Origin of the sequence: Kordiimonas sp. (assembly GCF_048260245.1) — a bacterium.
In the GTDB taxonomy this organism is placed as follows: Bacteria; Pseudomonadota; Alphaproteobacteria; order Sphingomonadales; family Kordiimonadaceae; genus Kordiimonas.
The window spans coordinates 125,431-146,802 of record NZ_JBLXGZ010000001.1 but is presented as its reverse complement, the minus strand read 5'-3'; the positions used below and the strand labels follow the sequence as shown (position 1 = coordinate 146,802).

General features: G+C 53.8%; 21 protein-coding genes and 2 tRNA genes. 10 read left to right on the top strand and 13 right to left on the bottom strand.

Annotation, left to right across the window (positions count from 1 at the left end):
* Positions 1 to 13: 13 nt before the first annotated feature.
* The 6 genes from ACN0VM_RS00675 to ACN0VM_RS00650 form a co-directional block, all read right to left on the bottom strand.
* A complete protein-coding gene (locus ACN0VM_RS00675; RefSeq protein ID WP_417448903.1) occupies positions 14 to 1,123 on the bottom strand; it encodes a DNA polymerase III subunit delta' in 1,110 nt (369 codons plus the stop codon).
* Complete coding sequence (gene tmk / locus ACN0VM_RS00670) at positions 1,123 to 1,767, bottom strand: dTMP kinase (RefSeq protein ID WP_417448902.1); 645 nt, start codon at positions 1,765 to 1,767, stop codon at positions 1,123 to 1,125. Before tmk ends, ACN0VM_RS00675 begins: the two co-directional genes overlap by 1 nt.
* Positions 1,764 to 2,963, bottom strand: coding sequence for a D-alanyl-D-alanine carboxypeptidase family protein (locus ACN0VM_RS00665; RefSeq protein ID WP_417448901.1), 1,200 nt, complete (start codon positions 2,961 to 2,963; stop codon positions 1,764 to 1,766). The genes tmk and ACN0VM_RS00665 overlap by 4 nt, the downstream gene beginning before the upstream one ends.
* Before the next feature lie 23 nt (positions 2,964 to 2,986).
* Positions 2,987 to 3,685 carry a septal ring lytic transglycosylase RlpA family protein gene (locus ACN0VM_RS00660; RefSeq protein WP_417448900.1) on the bottom strand — a complete coding sequence of 233 codons (699 nt, stop codon included), beginning with the start codon at positions 3,683 to 3,685 and terminating at the stop codon, positions 2,987 to 2,989.
* 92 nt (positions 3,686 to 3,777) lie between these two features.
* Positions 3,778 to 4,851 (bottom strand): lytic murein transglycosylase, encoded by a 1,074-nt coding sequence (locus ACN0VM_RS00655; protein WP_417448899.1) that lies wholly within the window; start codon positions 4,849 to 4,851, stop codon positions 3,778 to 3,780.
* A 183-nt stretch (positions 4,852 to 5,034) separates the two neighbouring features.
* Positions 5,035 to 5,110 (bottom strand) — tRNA-Lys (locus ACN0VM_RS00650).
* Between the two features lie 164 nt (positions 5,111 to 5,274).
* On the opposite strand from ACN0VM_RS00650, the gene ACN0VM_RS00645 reads away from it, so the two are divergent.
* Positions 5,275 to 6,750: a hypothetical protein gene (locus tag ACN0VM_RS00645; RefSeq protein ID WP_417448898.1), complete on the top strand. Its 1,476-nt coding sequence runs from the start codon at positions 5,275 to 5,277 to the stop codon at positions 6,748 to 6,750.
* Here the strand turns inward: ACN0VM_RS00645 and tgt are convergent, their stop codons facing one another.
* The 4 genes from tgt to coaD all read right to left on the bottom strand — a co-directional run bounded on the left by tgt (position 6,751) and on the right by coaD (position 10,101).
* On the bottom strand, positions 6,751 to 7,893 hold the full coding sequence (tgt, locus tag ACN0VM_RS00640) for a tRNA guanosine(34) transglycosylase Tgt (RefSeq protein WP_417448897.1): 1,143 nt from the start codon (positions 7,891 to 7,893) through the stop codon (positions 6,751 to 6,753).
* 4 nt (positions 7,894 to 7,897) lie between these two features.
* A complete protein-coding gene (gene queA / locus ACN0VM_RS00635) occupies positions 7,898 to 8,932 on the bottom strand; it encodes a tRNA preQ1(34) S-adenosylmethionine ribosyltransferase-isomerase QueA (protein ID WP_417448896.1) in 1,035 nt (344 codons plus the stop codon).
* A gap of 87 nt (positions 8,933 to 9,019) precedes the next feature.
* The gene (locus ACN0VM_RS00630; RefSeq protein WP_417448895.1) at positions 9,020 to 9,511 is read right to left on the bottom strand and encodes a peptidylprolyl isomerase; all 492 of its coding nucleotides are present in this window, start codon (positions 9,509 to 9,511) and stop codon (positions 9,020 to 9,022) included.
* 77 nt (positions 9,512 to 9,588) lie between these two features.
* Entirely contained in the window at positions 9,589 to 10,101 is a 513-nt protein-coding gene (gene coaD, locus ACN0VM_RS00625) for a pantetheine-phosphate adenylyltransferase (RefSeq protein ID WP_417448894.1), read from the bottom strand.
* Between the two features lie 152 nt (positions 10,102 to 10,253).
* Here coaD and ACN0VM_RS00620 point away from each other — a divergent pair, with 152 nt between their 5' ends.
* Positions 10,254 to 10,886: a LysE family translocator gene (locus tag ACN0VM_RS00620; RefSeq protein WP_417448893.1), complete on the top strand. Its 633-nt coding sequence runs from the start codon at positions 10,254 to 10,256 to the stop codon at positions 10,884 to 10,886.
* A 51-nt stretch (positions 10,887 to 10,937) separates the two neighbouring features.
* Here the strand turns inward: ACN0VM_RS00620 and gyrA are convergent, their stop codons facing one another.
* Positions 10,938 to 13,685 (bottom strand): DNA gyrase subunit A, encoded by a 2,748-nt coding sequence (gene gyrA / locus ACN0VM_RS00615; protein WP_417448892.1) that lies wholly within the window; start codon positions 13,683 to 13,685, stop codon positions 10,938 to 10,940.
* A gap of 243 nt (positions 13,686 to 13,928) precedes the next feature.
* On the opposite strand from gyrA, the gene ACN0VM_RS00610 reads away from it, so the two are divergent.
* The 7 genes from ACN0VM_RS00610 (at position 13,929) to ACN0VM_RS00580 (ending at position 19,797) form a co-directional block, all read left to right on the top strand.
* Positions 13,929 to 14,018, top strand: a tRNA-Ser gene (locus ACN0VM_RS00610).
* A gap of 95 nt (positions 14,019 to 14,113) precedes the next feature.
* Positions 14,114 to 15,229 carry a 2OG-Fe(II) oxygenase gene (locus tag ACN0VM_RS00605; RefSeq protein WP_417448891.1) on the top strand — a complete coding sequence of 372 codons (1,116 nt, stop codon included), beginning with the start codon at positions 14,114 to 14,116 and terminating at the stop codon, positions 15,227 to 15,229.
* A gap of 248 nt (positions 15,230 to 15,477) precedes the next feature.
* Complete coding sequence (locus tag ACN0VM_RS00600) at positions 15,478 to 15,768, top strand: hypothetical protein (protein ID WP_417448890.1); 291 nt, start codon at positions 15,478 to 15,480, stop codon at positions 15,766 to 15,768.
* A gap of 483 nt (positions 15,769 to 16,251) precedes the next feature.
* Positions 16,252 to 16,590, top strand: coding sequence for a P-II family nitrogen regulator (locus ACN0VM_RS00595; RefSeq protein WP_262691680.1), 339 nt, complete (start codon positions 16,252 to 16,254; stop codon positions 16,588 to 16,590).
* 26 nt (positions 16,591 to 16,616) lie between these two features.
* On the top strand, positions 16,617 to 17,960 hold the full coding sequence (locus tag ACN0VM_RS00590; RefSeq protein WP_417448889.1) for an ammonium transporter: 1,344 nt from the start codon (positions 16,617 to 16,619) through the stop codon (positions 17,958 to 17,960).
* Positions 17,961 to 18,133: 173 nt separating this feature from the next.
* Complete coding sequence (locus tag ACN0VM_RS00585) at positions 18,134 to 19,237, top strand: ferritin-like domain-containing protein (protein WP_417449027.1); 1,104 nt, start codon at positions 18,134 to 18,136, stop codon at positions 19,235 to 19,237.
* 221 nt (positions 19,238 to 19,458) lie between these two features.
* On the top strand, positions 19,459 to 19,797 hold the full coding sequence (locus ACN0VM_RS00580) for a TraR/DksA family transcriptional regulator (protein WP_417448888.1): 339 nt from the start codon (positions 19,459 to 19,461) through the stop codon (positions 19,795 to 19,797).
* 9 nt (positions 19,798 to 19,806) lie between these two features.
* On the opposite strand, the gene ACN0VM_RS00575 is transcribed toward ACN0VM_RS00580, so the two are convergent.
* Together ACN0VM_RS00575 and ACN0VM_RS00570 are read right to left on the bottom strand one after the other, a co-directional pair.
* The gene (locus ACN0VM_RS00575) at positions 19,807 to 20,088 is read right to left on the bottom strand and encodes a chorismate mutase (RefSeq protein WP_417448887.1); all 282 of its coding nucleotides are present in this window, start codon (positions 20,086 to 20,088) and stop codon (positions 19,807 to 19,809) included.
* Positions 20,089 to 20,190: 102 nt separating this feature from the next.
* Positions 20,191 to 21,054 (bottom strand): tetratricopeptide repeat protein, encoded by an 864-nt coding sequence (locus ACN0VM_RS00570; protein WP_417448886.1) that lies wholly within the window; start codon positions 21,052 to 21,054, stop codon positions 20,191 to 20,193.
* 118 nt (positions 21,055 to 21,172) lie between these two features.
* On the opposite strand from ACN0VM_RS00570, the gene ACN0VM_RS00565 reads away from it, so the two are divergent.
* The gene (locus ACN0VM_RS00565) at positions 21,173 to 21,355 is read left to right on the top strand and encodes a hypothetical protein (RefSeq protein WP_417448885.1); all 183 of its coding nucleotides are present in this window, start codon (positions 21,173 to 21,175) and stop codon (positions 21,353 to 21,355) included.
* Positions 21,356 to 21,372 lie beyond the last annotated feature (17 nt).

Here is a 21,372-nt window from a genome sequence, read left to right as displayed (position 1 = left end):
GTATAAAACTGGTTCAGGCCCGCACGAGAGAACCAAGGGATGAAAACAGATTGATGATAACCTGCTTGCGGTCAAGGTTTACGGCATCGGCGCGGGTTACCAAGCGGCCCATCTTTTCCCACAGGTCCAGCCAGTGATCAAGCCCGGCGAGTGAGGAAATACGCGCCATTTCCGCACTTTCTCCCGTCATGATGTCCGCGGACGCGACACCGCTTGCACTTTGCCGGATCAATCGTTCAACCCAGTTAAGTAGCATGGAGACAAAAAGCCGGTATTCAGCGTCGGCCTTGGGTGCGGCCAGCCGCCCTGCCAAATTGTGCAAACCTGGGACATCAAGGCGTGGAAGCACCGTCAGGTACCCTGCCATTTGGCGGTAAAGCTCCACGCCGCCAAGGGATGCCATTTCCATCGCCCTGCCTGGTGCCCCTGCAGAAAGGCGAGCCAATACCGAAAGCTCATCTGGCGACAAGGTTGGGTGTTGGGCGGCGAGTACCGCGCGCACGCTTTCCTCCGGCAATGGCTTCAGCTTCAAGGTGCGGCAGCGGCTGCGGATCGTTGGCAGAAGTTTGCCCGGTGAATGCGCGACCAGAATAAGAATGGATTTAGCGGGTGGTTCCTCAAGCAGTTTCAGCAGCGCGTTAGCCGCATTGACGTTCAACTCATCCGCAGCGTCAACGAGGGCGATGCGCCAGCCACCTTCGACGCTGGTTTGCGAGAAAAAGTGAATAAGCTTGCGTACATCATCAATGACGATGTCGTTGCGAAGCTTGCCGGTTTTTTCGTTTTCTGATCGCTCGGCCACCATAATACCACTATGGCCGCCTGCGGTGATGCGTTGTACCACCGGGTTGGCGGTATCAATATCAAGTGTGTCTGCAGACGACGGCAATTCTTCACCAAATAGCCCGGCACCTGCGGCCTCGATAGGCCGGGCGGCCAGGAATTTGGCGATACGCCATGCAAAGGTAGCTTTGCCTATGCCCTTCGGGCCTGTAATGAGCCAGGCGTGATGCAACCTTTCGCCGTTGAAGGCTTGCAGAAACTGTCGCTCCGCCGCTTCATGGCCAAACAATTGTGCCGCTGTGCGGGGGTGCTGTAACCCTGCTGGCGCGTCCGGGGTCATCAGCTTGAAAACCTACGTGCCAGGGCGTTACGGATAAGGGTGTGCAGGTTGTTTATATCGCTGTCAGCATTGATCAGTTCACACCTGCCGGGTTCATCCGCTGCAATTTCGAGAAACGCATGCCGCAGGCGTTCATGAAAACTGCGATCCATACGTTCAAATCGGTCCTCCATATCGGATTTTGCCCCCTCGCGTGCCAATGCGCGCGAAAGACCGATTTCTACCGGTAAATCAAGAACAAAAGTCAGGTCAGGGATCATGCTGCCAAAGGCGATCTTCTGAATTTCCTTCACCTTGTTGATGCCAATACCACGCCCTGCCCCTTGATAGGCGATGCTGGAGTCGTAGAACCTGTCACACAGCACCCATTCCCCGCGAGAAAGAGCGGGGCGGATGGTACGTTCGATATGATCTGCACGGGCGGCGGCCAGCATCAAGGCTTCGCTGATGGGTAACCAGCGGTCGACGGCTCCTTTCAGCAGTAAGTCGCGGATAAGTTCCGCCGCTGGCGATCCTCCGGGTTCGCGGGTCAGGCAGACGGTTGCGCCCTGATCTCGCAGCCAAGCGGCAAGAAGGCGAATCTGGGTCGACTTACCGGCCCCCTCCCCGCCTTCAAATGTAATAAACCTCGGTGTCGTTATCATTGCTGCTGAGGTTCCAGTGTTTCCGCGCCCGAGGACCCAAACAGCATGTATTCAAACGCTGCACCGATACGACCGAAGCCGCCAACCTCGCCTACATCCTGCCCGGCCAACAACGGGGTGCGAAATGCGGGCCGGTCCGGCATTTCAATCACCAACTCGCCAAGCTGATCACCCTTTTTGATCGGTGCCGGTGTCGGGTTCATATATTCGACTTTAACCGCCATTTGTGCCCGCTGACGCCGCGACATGGTGATGGCAACATCGGTGCCGACAACCATCGGGACAGTGGCTTCCTTGCCCAGCCAAACTTCGGCATAATCCACCGTCTCAGTGGCGCGGAACAAAGGATAGTGCTCAAAATTCCGGTAGCCATATTGCATAAGGCGAGTGCTTTCGCGCATGCGTTCGTTAGCGGACGAAAGCCCAGCTACCACTAACACAAGGCGGCGGCCTTCCCGTTCGGCGGAAGCGGCCAAGCCGTAGCCGGCTTCTTCAGTGTGGCCGGTTTTGAGCCCGTCTGCGCCCGGGAAGCGCCCAAGCAGGGGGTTGCGGTTATATTTATTGCGCTCAAATTCTTTGTAGAGATATTCGCGCTCCGCGAACATGGGATAAAGGTCGGGAAAGTCCGTTGCCAGATGCAGTGAAAGTGTCGCCAAGTCCCGCGCTGTCATGACGTGGCCTTCCGCTGGCCAGCCGTTGGTATTCTCAAAATGGCTGCCCGTCATGCCAAGGTCTGCGGCTTTTGCGTTAAGCCATTCAACAAACACCCCTTCCGAGCCGGCCATGTGTTCGGCCAGAACAACGCAGGCATCGTTGCCCGAAAGCACAATAATACCCCGCAGCAGGTCGGCGACCGTCACCACATCCCGCGCACGCAGGAACATCGTGGAACCGCGATTGTTCCAGTCGCGCCAAGCCTGATCGGAAACCACAACCTGATCCTCCAGCCGCATCGTACCGTTTTTGATGGCATCAAAAGCGAGGTACACCGTCATAAGCTTGCTCATGGAAGCGGGCGGAAATGGCGTGTCTGCGTCCTTTTCAAAAAGCACACTATTGGTGGAAGCATCCAGCAATATGGCGTGTCCGGCGGGCGTTGCCATCTGGGCATTCACCGGCGCAGCTATCACCATCATGCTCAAAGCTATCACGCTATAGCCCAGTTTTGTTAGTGTCGCTTTCAGCTTGCCAACCATAGTTTTCCCTTGATTCTGTATCGTTATCGCGCGTTTTCGCTAAAAATGCGCGCCTCATAAAATCCGTCGGCGACCACCCGGTCAAGTTTCTGCTCCGCTTGAGCCTTTTCTTTAAAAGGCCCCAGCCGTACCCGCCATAAATTTCTGCCGTTACTTTCCATACGGTCAACGCGCGCGGTGTGACCACTGCGCTTAAGCCGGCTGAGTTGCACATTGGCATTTTCGCGCTGGCTATATGCACCAACCTGAATATAGTGACTGCCATCGACCGTATTTTCCACATATGTTGTGGTGTCATGTCTCCGTTTGACGACCTTGCCGTTTTCGTCCAATGCCTGCACCCGTACCTTCGTCACACCCTGTCTGTCGAAGCCGAGCAACTGTGCTCCACGACGGGAAACATCGATGATGCGGCTTTTCACAAACGGACCGCGGTCATTGACACGCAGAACGATGGAGCGCCCGTTTTCCAGATTTGTCACTTTCACAAAGGTTGGTAACGGCAATGTTTTATGGGCCGCTGTAAGCGAGTTCATGTTGTACTGTTCGCCGTTCGCCGTCAGCTTGCCATGAAAATCCGGGCCATACCAAGAGGCGTAACCCACCTCGTCGTAATATGGGTCTTCTTTTGGATGGTACCAGACCCCGGCTACCTTGTATGGATTGCCAATTTTTCGGGTTACACCCTGGTCACCAACTGGTAATTCGCCATCTTTTGGCATGCGTCCGCGCGGTCCAACCTCTCGCGAACCAGAGGAACAAGCAGCAGTTAGCAGTATAACCAGCAGTAGGACAACACGCATTTTATTCCGCCCTATTTACTGATGGCATCAGACAAAAGGCCAACGGCCAGTGCATATTTAAAGGAAGGGTTATAGCGCATGACCGAGCAGAAGTTACTATACACCAGATAACCCTCATCGTCGCCCTCATCTGCTACCACAAGAGCCGCAGGGATGGACCGCTCCGGCAGGTCTTTCCCGGTGATGCGCCTGACACCCAGGTTTTGCCATTCCTGTAGATCACGCCAAACGCCAAGGCTTTTATATGCCTTACACCATCTTGCCGGGGTTAATCCGGCTGACTGGTCAGCCTGAAGGGATTTTTCACCACCCTTCGGCAGTTTCACCTTGCGGCCCCATGTCTGGGTATTATCCCAACCGTATGACTTCAAATAGTTTGCGATGGAAGCGAAAACATCGACCTTGCTGGTCCAGATATCCTTAGCACCGTCGCCATCATGGTCTACCGCATATTGCAGGTAGGCTTCCGGCATGAACTGAGGCTGTCCCATGGCGCCGGCCCAAGAGCCCTTCATCAGGTCATAAGAGGCAAAGCCCTTGTCCAAAATTTCAAGTGCAGCAAAAAGCTCGCGCCTGAAACGCGCCGCGCGGCGTTTGTCGTATGCCAAGGTCGCAACAGCATCAAACACCGAATAGCTGAGGGGGACTGTGCCGTAATTTGTCTCAACCCCCCAGATTGCGGCAATAAACCGGCTTTGCACGCCGTGGGTGTCTGCAACATCCTTCAGCGGCGCGCGGTGTTCAGCCATCATGACGGCGCCTTTGTCTTTGCGCCACTCACTCACTCGCGCGTTGATATAGGCGGCATAGGGTTGTTTGATCTCGGGTTGGTTGCGGTCCCGCGTGATCACCCGCTCGATCGGCGTGATATTGGGCAGGACCGTGTCCAATGTCTCCGCGCTGATACCACGCTCAAGGCTCTCGGTGCGTACATCTTCCAGCCATGCAATGAAAGCCGGATCCTCTTTCGCGGAGACAGTCTTATCCTCGGCCGCGGTTTCCTGCGCGCTCAGCGGCTGCACAGCGATACCGGTCAGCAAACAGGACATTACTAAAATACGACAAAACCGACGCCTGATCTGCATGTGGTATCTACTCCTCTCCCGGGGTGACTATATTGCGTAACACTTTAGGCTGTTGCACCGGTTAAAAACAAGGCCAGAAAGGAGGCTTTTTCGGGGCGGTAATCCATTTGGCGATTGCAGAGGTGGGCAGATGTCTGAATTAAATGAAAAAGGCCGACGCGGATGGCGTCGGCCTTTTAGAATTGGTGAGCCCGACAGGGTTCGAACCTGTGACCTACTGATTAAAAGTCAGCCGCTCTACCAGCTGAGCTACGGGCCCACTTTGCAGTGGTTTCCCAAGGCTTCCTCGGGAACGCGGCGGACCATAGGGCGATCATTCCGGACCGTCAAGCAAAAGTGTCGCTGAAAATGAATTTTTTCTGACGCCCTTGTTTTCCCTAGTGAAAATTGCATCGGCACACAAAGAATATTAAGCTGTTCTTCATGAAGAAATTGATAACAATCGTCGCGCTTTCAGGGTGTTTTCTGCTCACACCTTTTTTTGCCGCAGATATCCGTAGTGATGATGATCAGGAGATAGAATTTCCTCGCTGCTCGGCCGACCTGTATCAAAATGCTGATGCCCCTACCCGGTGTATATGGTCTGAAAAAGATATTCGGCTCTACGTGATTCCCGCGCCAAAAGGCCGTGCAGTTGCTCCGCCACTACTGTATCTGCTTGGTGGGCCTGGGGGGCGGGGCGATGTGCATGTACCCCACATGGAGCTTTTGGCCGGCCGTATGGGCCGCACCGTGTTGCTGCCTGATCCGGCTGACAGTTTTCCTTCGCTCGAATGCCGTCGGGCTGATCTGGATGATGCACACTGGGGTATTGCCCGTGCGGCCCAAGACGCCGTTTTTTACACGCGACCACTGCAACAAAATCGGTTGGCGGCTTGTCTTGAGCAAGTTGATCTCGGTGGCGATGTGCTCGCCAGCATCGCCACGCAGGCACAGGCGGACTATCTGGAAGAGCTTCGGCAGGTTCTGGCGATCCCCAAATGGGTTGTGATGGCTGAATCGTATGGCGCGCGGGTCGCCTTGTCTCTTGCGAAGAACGCGCCCGCTGCAATCACTAGGCTTGTGCTTGATTCGCCGGAAACCCCATGGGTGGACGAATTTTGGCACACTGGACGCAACTTTCATGAAGCGCTTGCGAGGCTGAGCGAATTTTGCCGGGATGAATATTTATGCCCGGCAATGAGGTTACACCTCGAAAAACGTTTGCCAGAGCTGATATCGGTATTTAACCGTGATTTGGTTGAGCCGCTTGCCCTGCGGGATCTCTATTCAAGGAAGGTCGTGGCCTATGCACGACCGACACAAGAACAGCTTTTAATCACCGCCTTCATGGCATTGCGATCCCCGCAACGGGTGGCTCTGATGCCGTATATTGCCGCATCAGGCAATGATGAAACACTGAAGAAGCGGTTTGGGCTATTGCTGAGCCAGCTTCTCAAACCGGGCGGCAGTCTTAATGTTGGCTATCACCATGCCGTGCGGTGTAGTGAACTGCCGCTTAGAAGGTGGTATGGTGCCCTCGCCGAAGACCTTCGGGATTATCCTGAAATTGCGCCTTTCACTGGCTATCTGGATTGGAGGCAGCGATTCGTATGCAATACATTGGGGCTGGTTTCGCCCGAGGGTTTTGCCGCACCTGCCATGCCGAATGTGCCCACGCTTATTCTCTCCGGCGGGCTTGACCCGGTCACACCCTATGGTGTCGTTGCGCAAGCCTTTACGAACTCGGGCGTTACGCACCAGCATTATCCGACCCTTGGCCATATTGTTCATAGCCAAGCTGACTGTGTGCTTGCTGACGTGGTGCAATTTATGAACGCTGAAGTTTCCAGCAGTCAAACCACCTGCCGTAAGAAAGACCTGGAACTGAGGTTTTATACACCGGTCATGAGACGCTGATCAAAGCGGCTCTATATCACCTGCGCCGTAGCGTGCCCTGAACTCGTTGGCATAAGCTGTGAGTTTGCCATCAGATATCGCCTGCCTCAGGCTTGCCATCAGGTCTTGATAGAATTGCAGGTTATGCCACGTAAGCAGCATGGCGCCCAATATTTCGCCTGCACGGATTAGATGATGCACATAGGCCCTGCTGTATTGTGTGCAGGCGGGGCAGTCACAACTGTCGCTGATGGGACGGGTATCGTCTTTGTGGCGCGCATTTTTCAAGTTGATGGCGCCGCCCCAAGTGAAGCCCTGCCCTGTACGCCCAGACCGGGTGGGCAAAACGCAGTCAAACATGTCGATGCCGCGCTCAACCGCGCCAACAAGATCATCAGGTTTACCAACGCCCATGAGATATCGCGGTGCGGTCCCCGGCATGCGCGGCATTGTGAAATCAAGCACCTTGAACATGGTTTCCTGACCTTCGCCTACCGCCAGTCCGCCAACGGCGTAACCGTCGAAACCGATATCTGCGAGCATATCAATGGAGCGGAATCGCAGGTCATTATAGACGCTGCCCTGCACGATGCCAAACAGGGCCGAGCGTGCCGCGTGGTCTTCGCCACTGTTGAAGCCATCTCGCGAGCGTCGCGCCCAGCGCATGGACAGCTCCATTGATGTTTTGGCTTCATCATATGTGGCCGGGAAAGGCGTACACTCATCGAAACTCATAACGATGTCTGAGCCCAGCAAGCGTTGTATTTCCATCGAACGTTCCGGTGACAACAGAATTTTACTGCCGTCAAGATGGGATTGGAAAGTAACGCCTTCTTCGGTTATTTTGCGGAGTTGGGTCAGCGACATTACCTGAAAGCCGCCGGAATCGGTCAGGATCGGGCGGTCCCAGTTCATGAACTTGTGCAGTCCCCCGAGGCGGTCAACGCGTTCTGCCGTGGGTCGAAGCATCAGGTGGTAGGTGTTGCCAAGGAGAATATCAGCGCCTGTCGAGCGTACACTCTCGGGCAACATGGCCTTGACGGTACCGGCGGTGCCGACGGGCATGAAAGCAGGCGTGCGAATGGCGCCGCGCTGCATTTTGATCACCCCGGTGCGTGCCGCACCGTCGGTTGCATGAATGTCAAACTGAAATCGGGCTGTCATCAGGTCAATCCTTCGCCGGGAACAGGAGGCTGCTGTCGCCATATGAGTAGAAACGGTAGCCACTGCGGATTGCAAGCTCATAGGCGTCGCGCATGGTTTTGAGACCTGCGAACGCGGATACCAGCATGAATAAGGTTGAACATGGCAGATGAAAATTGGTCATCAAGATATCAACCGCTTTGAAGTTGTATCCCGGTGTGATGAAAATATCGGTATCGCTGGCGAAAGGGTGAATAATACCGTCGTCGCCTGCCGCACTTTCAAGCAGCCTGAGGGATGTGGTACCAACCGCTACTATCCGGCCACCGCGTGCTCGCGCCTCATTCAACTGCGCTGCTACTTCCGGAGTGATCTCGCCCCATTCGCTATGCATCTTGTGGTCTTTGGTGTCCTCAACTTTCACTGGCAGGAAAGTACCTGCTCCGACATGGAGAGTGACGCCAACATGCCTGATGCCCTTTTCATCAAGCTTTGATAGCATTCTTTCTGTAAAGTGCAGCCCGGCGGTTGGTGCAGCGACCGCGCCGTCAGCGCGGGCAAACACGGTCTGATAATCGGATTTATCCTGCTCGTCGACTGGGCGTTGGCTTGCGATATAAGGCGGCAATGGCATCACGCCGTGGCTCTCTAGCGCTTTGGTCATTGCAGACTGCGCGACATCAAACCGGATGGTGCGTTCGCCCTCCTCTCCAACGGCAATGACTTCAGCGGTGAGCCCGTCAAAGTCCAAGTGGTCACCCATGCGACATTTTTTCGCCGGTTTGGCAAAGGCAAGCCAGACGGTCTCGCTCTCACGCTTGTGCAAGGTGAGTTCAATTTTTGCCGCGCCGCGTTTACCACTAAGCCGGCCCGGGATGACGCGGGTGTCGTTAAAGACCAATACGTCATCTTTGCTTAGATGCCTGGCGAGGTCCAACACACCATCGTGGCTTATGCCCTCGGGTTTAACTACAAGCATGCGCGCTGCGTCCCGCGGGTTTGCGGGACGGAGGGCGATATTCTCGCGCGGCAGGTCGAAATCGAAAAGCTCTACGTTCATGTGGCGGGCTTTTATAGAATTACGTGCAGTATCACAAGAAAAAGGGCGCTCAAGGGGCGCCCTTTTATTGGTTCCTGTTGGTGCTGGCTATTCTTTCACGTCGGCTGCGACCTGCATCTTTACGATTTTGGAAGGCTCTGCCGGTGGTTCGCCAAGGGCAATGGTGTCCACAAATTCCATGCCGCCTACAACGCGGCCCCAAGCGGTATAATCACCATCTAGGAACGCTGATCGGTCAAAACAGATGAAAAACTGGCTATCCGCGCTGTTGGGATCACCGGCGCGGGCCATTGATACCGTGCCGCGCAGGTGCGGCAGATTATTGAATTCGGCATCGATATTCTGGCCTGACCCGCCCATGCCGGTACCGGTGGGGTCACCGGTCTGCGCCATAAAGCCGGCAATAACACGGTGGAAAATTACACCGTCATAGAAACCCTCTCTGGTTAGCTCTTTGATACGCGCCACATGCTTTGGCGCCACATCCGGCCGCATTGCGATCACGACACGGCCTGTTTCCAGGTCAAGATACAGAGTATTTTCTTTGTCCAGCTCAAAAGCTGTTGAGGTCTCGCTCATCAGGCCCACCATTGTTAGAAAGATTATGAAAAAACGCTTCATCGTTCACTATGCCGTTTTGCTCGTTGCCTGAGGCCTTACTGCCTGCTTTCGGCAACCCTTTTAACTACTGCTTCGGCGACGCTGGCCGGCACGAAGCTTGATATTTTCCCGTCATACCTTGCGACTTCCTTCACCAGTCGTGAGGCAATCGTTTGGTACTTTGGGTCTGCCATAAGGAAGACTGTCTCAATATCCGGGTTAATCTGATAGTTCATACCCGTCATCTGGAACTCATACTCAAAGTCAGCGACAGCACGCAAGCCACGGATGATAATGTCGGCGCCAACACGTTCCGCGAAGTGCATCAAAAGCTCGTCAAATTGCGCAACTTCGAACTCGACGCCAAGTTCCTCAGCCATCGGCCTTGCTTCCCGGTCAACCATGGCAACACGTTCTTCGAGGCTGAAGAGAGGGTCTTTGCTGGGGTTCGTTGCTACACCGATGACCAGCCGGTCCACGAGACGCAGCCCGCGTTTGATGATATCAAGGTGACCATTTGTAATAGGATCGAATGTTCCCGGATATAGTCCCACGCGTTTTCTTGCCACGTTACCTCCCCTTACTCAAACCGCAGACAAGCCCGATTTTGCAGTGCGCAAAAGACCGGATAGGGTTTGCTTCAAATCAACTTTGCTGCAACATCCCCGAATACACCGCAAAAAACAAGGCCCAAGTGGTAAGAACTGTCAGGAACCCGATCGTGTTGATCATAGATCCCGTACTATATTCCCTATTCCTTTTGGCGGTTTTCATTCTTGTTCTGACGCCCGGGCCCGTGGTGAGCCTGATCATCGCGGAAACACTGAACGAAAGCCCCAAGCATGGTTTCGCCGTCGTGCTGGGCGCCGGGGTCGTAGCTGTGCTAACGCTTGGCCTTTATATGGTTGGCTTTTCTGCGCTTATTGGCTTGCTTTCGGATGATGTACTCAGCGCCATTCGCTTTGCGGGTGCGGCTTACCTTGTGTATCTGGCCATAAAGTCATTCCTGCACAAACCCGCAGAACTTGGCGCGGGAGGGTTGAAAACCGAACGCACACCGGCAAAGGCGTTCAGGTCTGCTATGTTCGTGGCGGCGACCAATCCCAAGGCAATCTTGTTTTTTGCGGCTTTTTTTCCACAATTTATTTCCCCGGAACTACCGGTAATGCCTCAACTGCTGACGCTTTCGCTTACCTTTGCCTTACTGGCCCCTTTGCTGGATTCTTGCTGGGTGTTGCTGGCAAGCGGTGCCCGGTTGTTTCTGGCCAGGCGCGGATCAGCGGAGCTTATGGGCCGCATCTCGGGCACGATTCTCGCGCTTGGTGCCCTGGCGCTTTTGCTGTTGAATAAATAAAGCCCACTTCTCACTTGAAGAAATGGGCTTTATTGGTTGATTTAAAATAACTTATTCAGCTTCAATTGGTCCGTCAGGGATGCTTGTACCTTCAGTGTCCAACGCTTCTACACCTTCTTCACCTTCAAGCTCTTCGTCCTCTTCGGTTTCCTGAAGTTTGGCGACGGAGACAATTTGCTCCGTGTCTGCCACTTTGAAGAGGGTGACGCCTTTGGTGTTTCGGCTGGCAATCCTGACATCATGAACCGGTGTACGGATCAACTTGCCATGGTCTGTCACCATCATCACCTGCTCATCCGGCGTAATCGGAAAGGCCGCAATGACACTGCCTATCTGTTCGCGCAGACGCGCATCGGACGGCACATTCCAGATGCCCTGCCCACCACGGTTGGTCAGCCGGTATTCATGGCTGCTGGTGCGCTTGCCAAAACCGTTGCTGGTGACGGTCAGGATGAACTGTTCGCAAGCCTCAAGCTCGGCCATACGTTCATCATTTAGCGTCTGCTCACCCGGCTCTGCTTTCCAAGGAGCGGCCTTGAGGTAAGCGTCGCGTTCCTCCGTCGTCGCATCGGTGCCGTTGATGATATGCATGGAGACGACTTCGTCACCTTCGCCAAACTTCATACCGCGTACCCCCGTTGAGGTGCGGCCTGCAAACAGGCGGACATCGGTGGTTTTGAAGCGAACTGCCCGTCCGCCCTTGGCGGCCAGCAGCACATGATCATCCTCACTGCAGACATCGACTCCAACGAGTTTGTCATCATCACTTGAGAAACGTATGGCAATTTTGCCGTTCGACATCACGTTGGAAAAGTCCGAGAGCTTGTTCCTGCGCACGGTGCCGTGAGCTGTTGCAAACATCACCTGCAATTCGCCCCAGCTTTCCTCATCTTCCGGCAATGGCAGTATAGTCGCGATCGTTTCATCTTGCTTGAGCGGCAGCATGTTAATCACGGCCTTGCCCTTGGACTGCGGATTGCCAAGCGGCAGCTTCCAAACCTTCATCTTGTATACCTGACCAAGGTTGGAGAAGAACAGAACCGGCGTGTGGGTATCGGCGACAAAGAGAGTGGAGAGGAAGTCCTCCTCCTTCGTCTGCATGCCGGAGCGTCCTTTGCCGCCCCTGCGCTGCGCGCGGTAAGTGCTGAGCGGAACGCGTTTGATATAACCGGTCTGGGTAACCGTCACGACCATGTCTTCGCGCGCGATCAGGTCTTCGTCGTCGAAGCCCATGATGGCGTTGGCGTCAATTTCAGTGCGGCGCTCGTCAGCGAATTCGGCGCGCACGGCCTCAATTTCACTGCGCAACACTTCAAACAGCTTTTCGCGCGACTGCAGAATGGTCAGATATTCGCGGATCGAGATTGCCAGCGTCTCCAACTCGCCGCCAATTTCATCGCGACCGAGCGCAGTCAGACGGTGCAGGCGCAAATCGAGAATCGATTTGATCTGCACTTCCGAAAGCTGATACGTACCATCTTCATTAAGATGGCTGGTTTCGTTGATCAGTTCCAGATAGCCCAGTATCTCGGTGGCGTTCCATTTGCGCGCTGCCAGAGCTTCACGGGCCTCCGCGGGTGATGTCGCGCCGCGGATGGTGGCAACCACTTCATCGATATTAGCGACAGCTGTGACGAGGCCCAACATGATATGGGCGCGGTCGCGTGCCTTCGCCAGTTCATATTTGGTCCGGCGTGTAATGACTTCCTCGCGGAAATCGATAAATGCCTGAAGAACCTGTTTTAGCGAGAGCTGCTCCGGCCGGCCGCCATTCAGCGCTAGCATGTTGATTCCGAAACTCGTCTGAACCTGTGTGAAGCGGTAGAGTTGGTTCAACACCACCTCAGCCACGGCGTCCCGCTTCAGTTCAACAACAACCCGCACACCGTCGCGGTCACTTTCGTCACGAATATCCGAGATGCCTTCAATGCGCTTGGTCTGCACACATTCAGCGATCTTCTCAATCATCGAGGATTTGTTTACCTGAAAGGGTATCTCGGTAATGACGATAGCCCAGCGGTCCTTGCGGATCTCTTCAACCGTGCTGCGGCTGCGGATCGTGATGGACCCTTTGCCGGTTTCATAAGCCTGACGAATACCTCCGGCACCCAAAATGATGCCTCCTGTCGGGAAGTCGGGCCCCGGGATGTGTTCCATCAAACCCATTGTGTCGATGTCGGGGTTGTCGATCAGTGCGCAAACGCCGTCGATTACCTCACCAAGGCTGTGCGACGGAATATTTGTCGCCATGCCGACAGCAATACCCGTGCCGCCATTAACCAGCAGGTTGGGGAAACGTGCGGGCAAGACGACAGGCTCGTGCTCGCTTTCGTCGTAGTTTGCCTGAAAGTTGACGGTGTCCTTGTCGATGTCCGCGAGGATCATGGACGAGACTTTATCCATCCGGGCTTCGGTGTAACGCATGGCTGCAGCGCTATCGCCGTCCATCGAGCCAAAGTTACCCTGCCCATCGACGAGTGGAGCGCGCATGGAAAAGTCTTGGGCCATCCGCACCAATGCATCATAAATCGCGCTGTCGCCGTGCGGGTGGTATTTACCCATCACGTCCCCAACAATACGCGCCGACTTACGGAACGGCTTGTTCCATTCATATCCGTTTTCATGCATCGAATAGAGGATACGGCGGTGTACCGGCTTGAGGCCGTCCCGCACGTCAGGAAGGGCCCGCGATACGATTACGCTCATGGCATAATCGAGATAGGACGCCTTCATCTCGTCTTCGATGGTTATTGGCTGGATGTCTCGCTCTTCCGGCGTAATGGGTGTGTTGTCGCTCACCAGCTGCAGCCCCTTGTTTTGATGGCCGGGTTTTTGGCCTTACCTAGAACATATAGCCTACAAGATCTGTATTACCCCCGAGATCTTGTAGAAAAGATAGACCTGTCTATCAATTCCCCATGGCTGGTGCAAGCTATCTGGCGATGAAAATCGTAGGCTTTTTCCAAATGTTTACAAATGCACTGGACGAATGGAAAAACTGCCGCTAAAACCCTCGCCTGATCCTAACGTTCATAAGTCCCCGGGCAGGTGGCAGAGCGGTTGAATGCACCGGTCTTGAAAACCGGCAAGGGTGCAAGCCCTTCGTGGGTTCGAATCCCACCCTGCCCGCCATATGAACCCATTAGGGGCTTTCTCGACGTCACAGCTGCGTGAGCGATGACGACGTCTTTAAGGAAAGTGACGGCCTCATTATGACAATCCGCGATATGCTTGAATGGGGTGAGCCTGCGCCATACTTTGGTGCTGCCGCTCCCGTGAACCCCAAATTTGACTTTTCCTCGCTGGCCGGGCGTTTTGTCGTCCTCGTCTTTTTCGGGCATTCAGGGATTACTGAAGCCCGAAAAGCGTTGGCTGAGATCGCGGAAAATGTACGGGCAAGGGATGACCAGACCGCGGTGATATTTGGTGTGTCAGCGCGCAAGGAAGACTTTAGTGACCCTCTCGTCCTAAAGGCATTTCCGCCTAATCGTATCTTCTTCGACGAAAACTGGGAGATCGCGCGGAAGTATGGAGTGCTGCAGACCGATTCAGACGGCCGCCAGGGCGGCCTATCGCCCACCTGGTTCATATTGGACCCGACACTGCGTCTGTATTCCCGCGGCACGCTGATGCATGTCGACAGGCTCGCCCATGAGGTTGGCAAACTTCCCGACCCTCAGTACCATGGTGGACAGCAGCGTGGTTCGTTTGCGCCTGTTCTGGTTGTGCCGCGTGTATTGACCCGCTCTTTGTGTCAGAAGATGATTGATTATTACAATCAAGGCAATGCCCGTGAAAGCGGCTTCATGAGAAATATCGACGGTAAAACGGTAGGGATCAAGGACGCCTCGTTTAAGCGAAGGAAAGACGTAGATATAGAGGATGAGGAGCTTCGCAGGGGACTTCGGCTGTCGCTGGTCCGAAGATTGTTGCCTGAGATAAAAAAGTCGTTTCAGTTTGAAGCCACCCGCATTGAGCGATACATCGTTGCCTGCTACGACAGTCAAACTCAGGGTTTTTTCCGGGCGCATAGGGACAACACCACACCAGGTACCGCGCACCGTCGCTTTGCAGTGACAATCAACCTTAATGCGGACGAATTTGAAGGCGGGGAGCTTCGTTTTCCTGAGTTTGGACCGCGGACCTATAAAGCTCCAACCGGGGGAGCTGTCGTGTTTTCCTGTTCACTTCTGCATGAAGCTTTACCGGTTACCGCAGGTACTCGGTACGCAACACTTCCCTTCCTTTATGGAACTGCAGATGCCGAATTGAGGGCTAAGAACCTTTCAAATATTGTACCATCCAAGTCATCTGAGAGCGATATAGAGGTTAACCAGCCTTGAGGATTGTTCACGCGCGGTTAAGCCAGCATGATTAAAAACATGATCACGGAATACCTGCTATATGACTTTTGGAGGCGATATCGATGAATGTCCGAGCAATCATTATACCATTTATGGCAGCGCTATCTTTGACCGCTCAGGCCCAAGCAGATGATGTCAAAAATAAAGAGATTTGCCTATATTACGGAAATGTAGGTGCAGCCGCAGTAGACTTTTTACTGCCTCTGAAGCTTCAGCAAGTGGTCGACATGATAGGCGGCCGGGACAATGCCCTTCTACAGAAAATGACCAAGAACGTGGAAGGAGTAGGTAATGCCGGTGTCCGTTCCGCTATCAAGGAACTGGGGGATGACGCGGCAGAACACCTTGGTGCTTCCGCGGGCTTTCTCGCGTTTCAGCTAATCATGACAGGTCAGGCTACAACGCCGCAGGAGGTTTTTTCCGTGCTGTATCGCAGTTGCAGCGATACCGGCCCAACTCATATCGTTGACAATCAGAGAAAGTCGCGGGAAGACCTGCCAGAACCACCACCTCAGTGACAAGCTCAGTGACAGTCTTCATTCTTTCGCTATCTCGGTTTTGCTGAGGGATAGCATGTTGGTAACGGCTCACCGTGGGGCCAACGCTAACCTGCCCTCCCCAGCAAACTGTGTGTTGAAGGCCAGAGCAATATCTGCCAGGGCTATCGAGTTGCTAACAATCCCATTCTTACCTGTAAGTGCGCTTCCATAAGATATGGCACGGCGGTCCCCCGCCACATCCGTTTTGGATCAATGGTCTCTCACCCTATCCTCAATTGCTCCGTTTGGTTTCTGAACCGCTTCACCTGACCCTGAAAATGTAAGCACAGTGCATTATGTTTTTCGTGTGATTAAATTTTAGGCATATTCTATTTTTTAATCACCTTCATGCACTAAATTTAGGCCATGAACTTTCTAACATATTGTAAAATATAGATTTTATAAATTGGCATGGAAGCTGCTCTTATCGTTGGGGAACATATCCAACCATAGGGAGCGATTATGAAATATGTCATAGCCATTATTAAGCCGCACCGGCTTGATCCTGTCCGTGATGCCCTTGCAGAAATTGGGGTTAACGGAATGACCGTGACCGAGGTTCAGGGGTATGGCCGCCAGCGCGGCCAGAAGGAAATCTACCGTGGCGCCGAATATGAGGTGCATTTTTTGCCAAAGGTAAAGCTTGAGATAGCAACCGATGATCCGGTGGCTGAACAAGTGGTAGAAGCCATCCAGCAAGCGGCTCACACCGGACAGATCGGCGACGGGAAAGTCTTTGTCCTGGATCTCAATCAGGTCGTCCGTATCCGGACCGGCGAAACCGACGCTGCAGCCCTATAAGGAATCTAACCATGGTGGACAAACCTATGACCAAAAAATTATTGCTGGCTGGTGCCGGCGCAATGCTTTTGACCGTACCCGCTTCCGCTGCGGTTTCCGGGGAAACAGCTTACATCTTCAACTCCCTTCTGTTCTTGATCGGCGGCTTCCTTGTTATGTGGATGGCGGCGGGTTTTGCTATGCTGGAAGCAGGTCTTGTGCGCTCCAAAAATGTCGCGGATATCTGTGTCAAGAACGTCGGGCTATACGCTTTAGCAAGCATTATGTGGATGCTGATGGGCTATAACCTTATGTATCAAGACGTCGCTGGTTATTTCGGTACGTTCTTTTCGTTATGGTCGCCTGACGATGCAGCAGTCCTTGCGGAAGGTGCGGAGATCGATGCTGCCGGTTACGCTGCCGGCTCCGACTTTTTCTTCCAGATGGTGTTTGTCGCTACAACCGCCTCCATTGTGTCCGGCACTGTTGCTGAACGCATCAAGCTGTTTCCTTTCTTCATTTTCACCGCGGTATTGGCTGGGCTGATATACCCCATTCAGGGGTCCTGGGAATGGGGCGGCGGCTGGTTGAACTCTGAAGGATTCGCTGCGACTTTCGGTGCAGAGTTTTCTGATTTTGCGGGTTCGACACTCGTGCACTCGACCGGCGGCTGGGCTGCGCTCGTTGGTGCAATAGTTCTGGGGCCACGCCTTGGTCGTTATACCAAGGAAGGTAAAGTACGTCCGATGCCAGGTTCCAGCCTGCCGCTTGCCACTTTGGGTACATTCATCCTGTGGTTCGGCTGGTTCGGCTTCAACGGCGCGTCGCAACTTGCCCTTGGCAGCGCGTCAGATGCGATTTCAGTGTCCAACATCTTTGTAAATACCAATATGGCCGCCGCCGGCGGAGCTTTTGCCGCTGCGATCGTCACCAAGCTGGTATATAAAAAGGTTGACCTTTCAATGGTGCTGAATGGGGCCTTGGCAGGCCTTGTGTCAATCACGGCTGAACCACTGACCCCCCTCCCCCTTACGGCTTGCCTTATTGGTGCAGTGGGTGGTGTGCTGGTCGTGTTCGCAGTGCCGTTTTTTGATAAGCTCAAGATTGATGACGTGGTGGGTGCTGTATCGGTTCACTTGGTGTGCGGCATCTGGGGAACACTGGCAGTGGCCATAACCAACCCGGATACCACTTTTCTGGCGCAGTTTATCGGTGTAGTCGCAATCGGCGCTTTTGTTGTCGTGACAAGCGCGATCGTATGGCTGGCCCTGAAGTATACACTTGGCATCAGACTTAGTGAGGAAGAGGAAGAAGTTGGCTCTGACTTGGCAGAGCTTGGCCTGGAAGCCTACCCTGAGTTCGGTCGCGGGTCGCAGAAACTTAGCGCTTAAGACCAAACGATTTAAACCTAGGAGCCCTTCTCTCCCTGGTCAACTCGGCAGCCGCAACGTGCGGCTGCCTTTTTATTTACACGCAGTCCACACTATTGATAATATTATCATCAAACACCTTGCTCGCTCACACATTATTTTGTAGACTGATGCGTCTAAAAAATAATGTGCTGATGATGACGGGAGGGGATTCGATGGCACTTGACCCACTTTATGCAAATGCAATTGAAGATTCGGCATGGGAAGTGCCGCAGGACTTTGAAGCGCTATTTAATTGGCAATATACAGATGACCGTAAAGATTTACTCGGCCTGTATGGTAAGGGCAAATCAATGCAGTGGGACGCAGAGTCTCGCATCGACTGGTCCCACGAGCTGAACCCGGAAAATCCTCTTGGCATTCCTATCGAGTATTTCCCTCTATATGGTGCCGATTTTTTTATGAAGATGTCGGCCAGAGAGCAAGGCGAAGCGTTATTGCATCAAGCGGCCTGGAGCAATTCCCAGTTCCTGCATGGCGAGCAAGGTGCCTTGATATGTAGTGCCAAAATCGTAACAAATGTGCCGGATACAGAGGCTAAATTCTATGCTTCAACTCAGGTGATGGACGAAGCCCGTCATGTTGAAACATATAAAAACCTCGTGGAAAAAATAGGTCTCGCCTATCCGATAACCGGGCCGTTGAAAACCTTGCTGGACCAAGTCCTGCGGGATAGCCGTTGGGATATGACCTACCTTGGCATGCAGGTGGTGATTGAGGGGCTTGCCTTGGCCGCTTTCGCTAATATTCGAGATCATGGCACGGACCCCCTTGCGTCCGCCGTTAATGCTTATGTTATGCAGGATGAAGCGCGGCATGTCGCATTCGGGCGGCTTGCATTGAGAGAATACTATCCCGAACTGACGCAATCCGAACGCGATGAGCGCGAAGAATTCCTGATCGAAGCCTGCTATCTGATGCGTGATCGCTTTCAGAACAAGGAAGTGTGGGAGACGCTTGGCTATCCGATGAAGGAATGTCTGGATTATCTTGAAAACAGCGAAGGCATGAAGATGTTCCGCACTAACCTCTTTAGTCGTATTGTGCCTATTGTCAAAGATATCGGCCTATGGGGTGATAAGATACAGACGGCTTACGGTCAGATGGGAATTCTTGGCTTTGCCGATATCGACATTGACGCGATGCAGGCAAACGATATGGCTGTGGCGGAAGAACATGATGCCCGCCGCGCCCATGTGGACGAGATGGTTGGTCTGGGAAAATCTGCTGCGGAATAGGAAGTCAAAACCAGCGGAAGATGAGGGTCGCCCTCCGGGCCGTACAAAAGGATGCCGAGGCGTCCTTTTGTCTAATGCAGATCATATAGCCTGAGCAACGCCGATGATACCTAGCTATTCCTCCGATACGATCCGCGGACTTATCGATCCGGGTGTGATGACAGGTGCTATTGGCCATGCAGGCTGAGCCTGATATCCTTGGTGCAGACGGGGAAACGAACATGGCGAAAGACATTGACTGGCGAGCGGTGCTTTTGAGCTTGCAAAGTGAACTTGAAGCGCTTGAAAACGCGGCGAGTGATGGATTGAAGTCGGTGGAGCTGGATCAATCGCGCGTCGGGCGCTTATCCCGGAGTGATGCGTTACAGGGCCAGGCCATGAACAGGGCAATTTCTGCGAGTCGCCATCAGGCGCTGTCTCGGATTAAAGCGGCCTTCATCCGCTTAGACAACGGCGAATTTGGCAATTGTTTACAATGTGGTGAGGAAATTAATAAAAAACGGCTTGAGCTAGATCCCACCGTCGCCGTTTGCACAAACTGCAGCGGCACTTCCCGTTAAAGGGTAATGCTATTCGGCCTTCCTATTTGCAGCATCCCAGATATCAAACTCGTGAGCGATACTCCAATCGATCAGATGCCGATATATATCTTCAATATACTTTGTATCACCAGCTTGGTCAGCTGCGACAGCCCTCGCCTTGCGCACGACGTCCTCAATCCGCCATTCGTCGCGCACAGCGTCTCGCTCTGGCTTGATGTGTCCGGCTTGTTTTATGTATTCCAGCCGTTCCAGAAGAAGGGGGACGAGCAAGCGGTCGACACGGTCAATTTCCGCTCTGACTTCGGGCATGTTCTGACACTTTTTCAACGTTTTGATCCTGACTGGTTCTATATTCGGGCCGCGAACTGTTACCGTGCGAGACGGCGTGGAGCAAGGGGGCAAATTGCCTCGTTAGCGCCGCAGGTGCAAAATCGCTTCCTTGGGGACGCGGTCGAACATGAGTGCCTCAGCCTGTTCTAGCCGGGAAAGCCTTGGCAGTAACTCGTAAAAAACACGCATGTTGTTTGCTTCCTCGCTGGCCATTGCACTGCGCGCAATGTGCAGGGCCGCGCTCTTTTGACCTGACAATGCATAGATGGTGGCGAGCGTGCGCTGGGCATCGAGCTGGCTGCCGGGGTGATCCATCGCTGGCTTCAGGAGCGCAACGGCACTCTCGAACTTCGCATTAATCGCATAGGCGAGAGCCAGGTGACGCAAGGTTTGCAGGTGGTTGGCATCAAGCTTTAATGCGGCATCAAAGTACTGCAGGGCTCTGTCACTATTCCCAGCTACGAATGCCAGCCTACCCGCCATGTCGTAAACCTCGGGCGCCGAGGCTCCCACCAGCAGCGGGGCGAATGTATTGCTGGCAGACTCGTATGTTCCACTTGCCACCTGTGCATCAACAAGCGCCATTCTTGTCATACGAGACTGCGGGTGTTGCTCCAGCAATGCTGACAGGGCCTCTACCGCCTCAGTGTCTCTGCCAAGTGGGATTAAAACACGGGCGACTGCGATTTTGGCCTCCAGTAGGTCAGGGGCGGCGGCCAGTGCCTGACGAAACAAGGCCAGAGCACCGGCGTAATCACCGGCCTTCTCAAACCCCTCGCCAACTTTGATTATTCCGGATGGGTTATTGATCGCGAGGTTATTGCGGGCATACGCCGACACCGGGCCAACGTCCTCAGTTACACGTTTCCCAGGTGCGCTCGTAGTGCACGCTGCCACAACAACGCACAATACGCTGGCCAAAAATGTCCGCGACTCCTGTATCATGCAGCCCTCTGATTGCCAGCCAACCCTTTAGCATTGGCTTTTTTGTCATTTTGTGTATACTCATACGTGTTGAGAGAGCGTGTGTCATGGGTAAACACACGCGTTTGGAGCAAAAAATATGGATATTCAAGGTGCATCATCCGCAAGCAGCGCTGACATTGTAGCAGCTGGCCGGTCGGGGTCACTTGAGTCATCTGCGACAGAACGCAAAGCTGCGGACGACTCCGCTGTTGAGCGCAAAGAGGTTGAAGCTTCTTCAACCGGTCCTGGTGTAGGTGAGAAAGTAGACATTCAAGCGTAAGGTTTTGCCTTTATCGC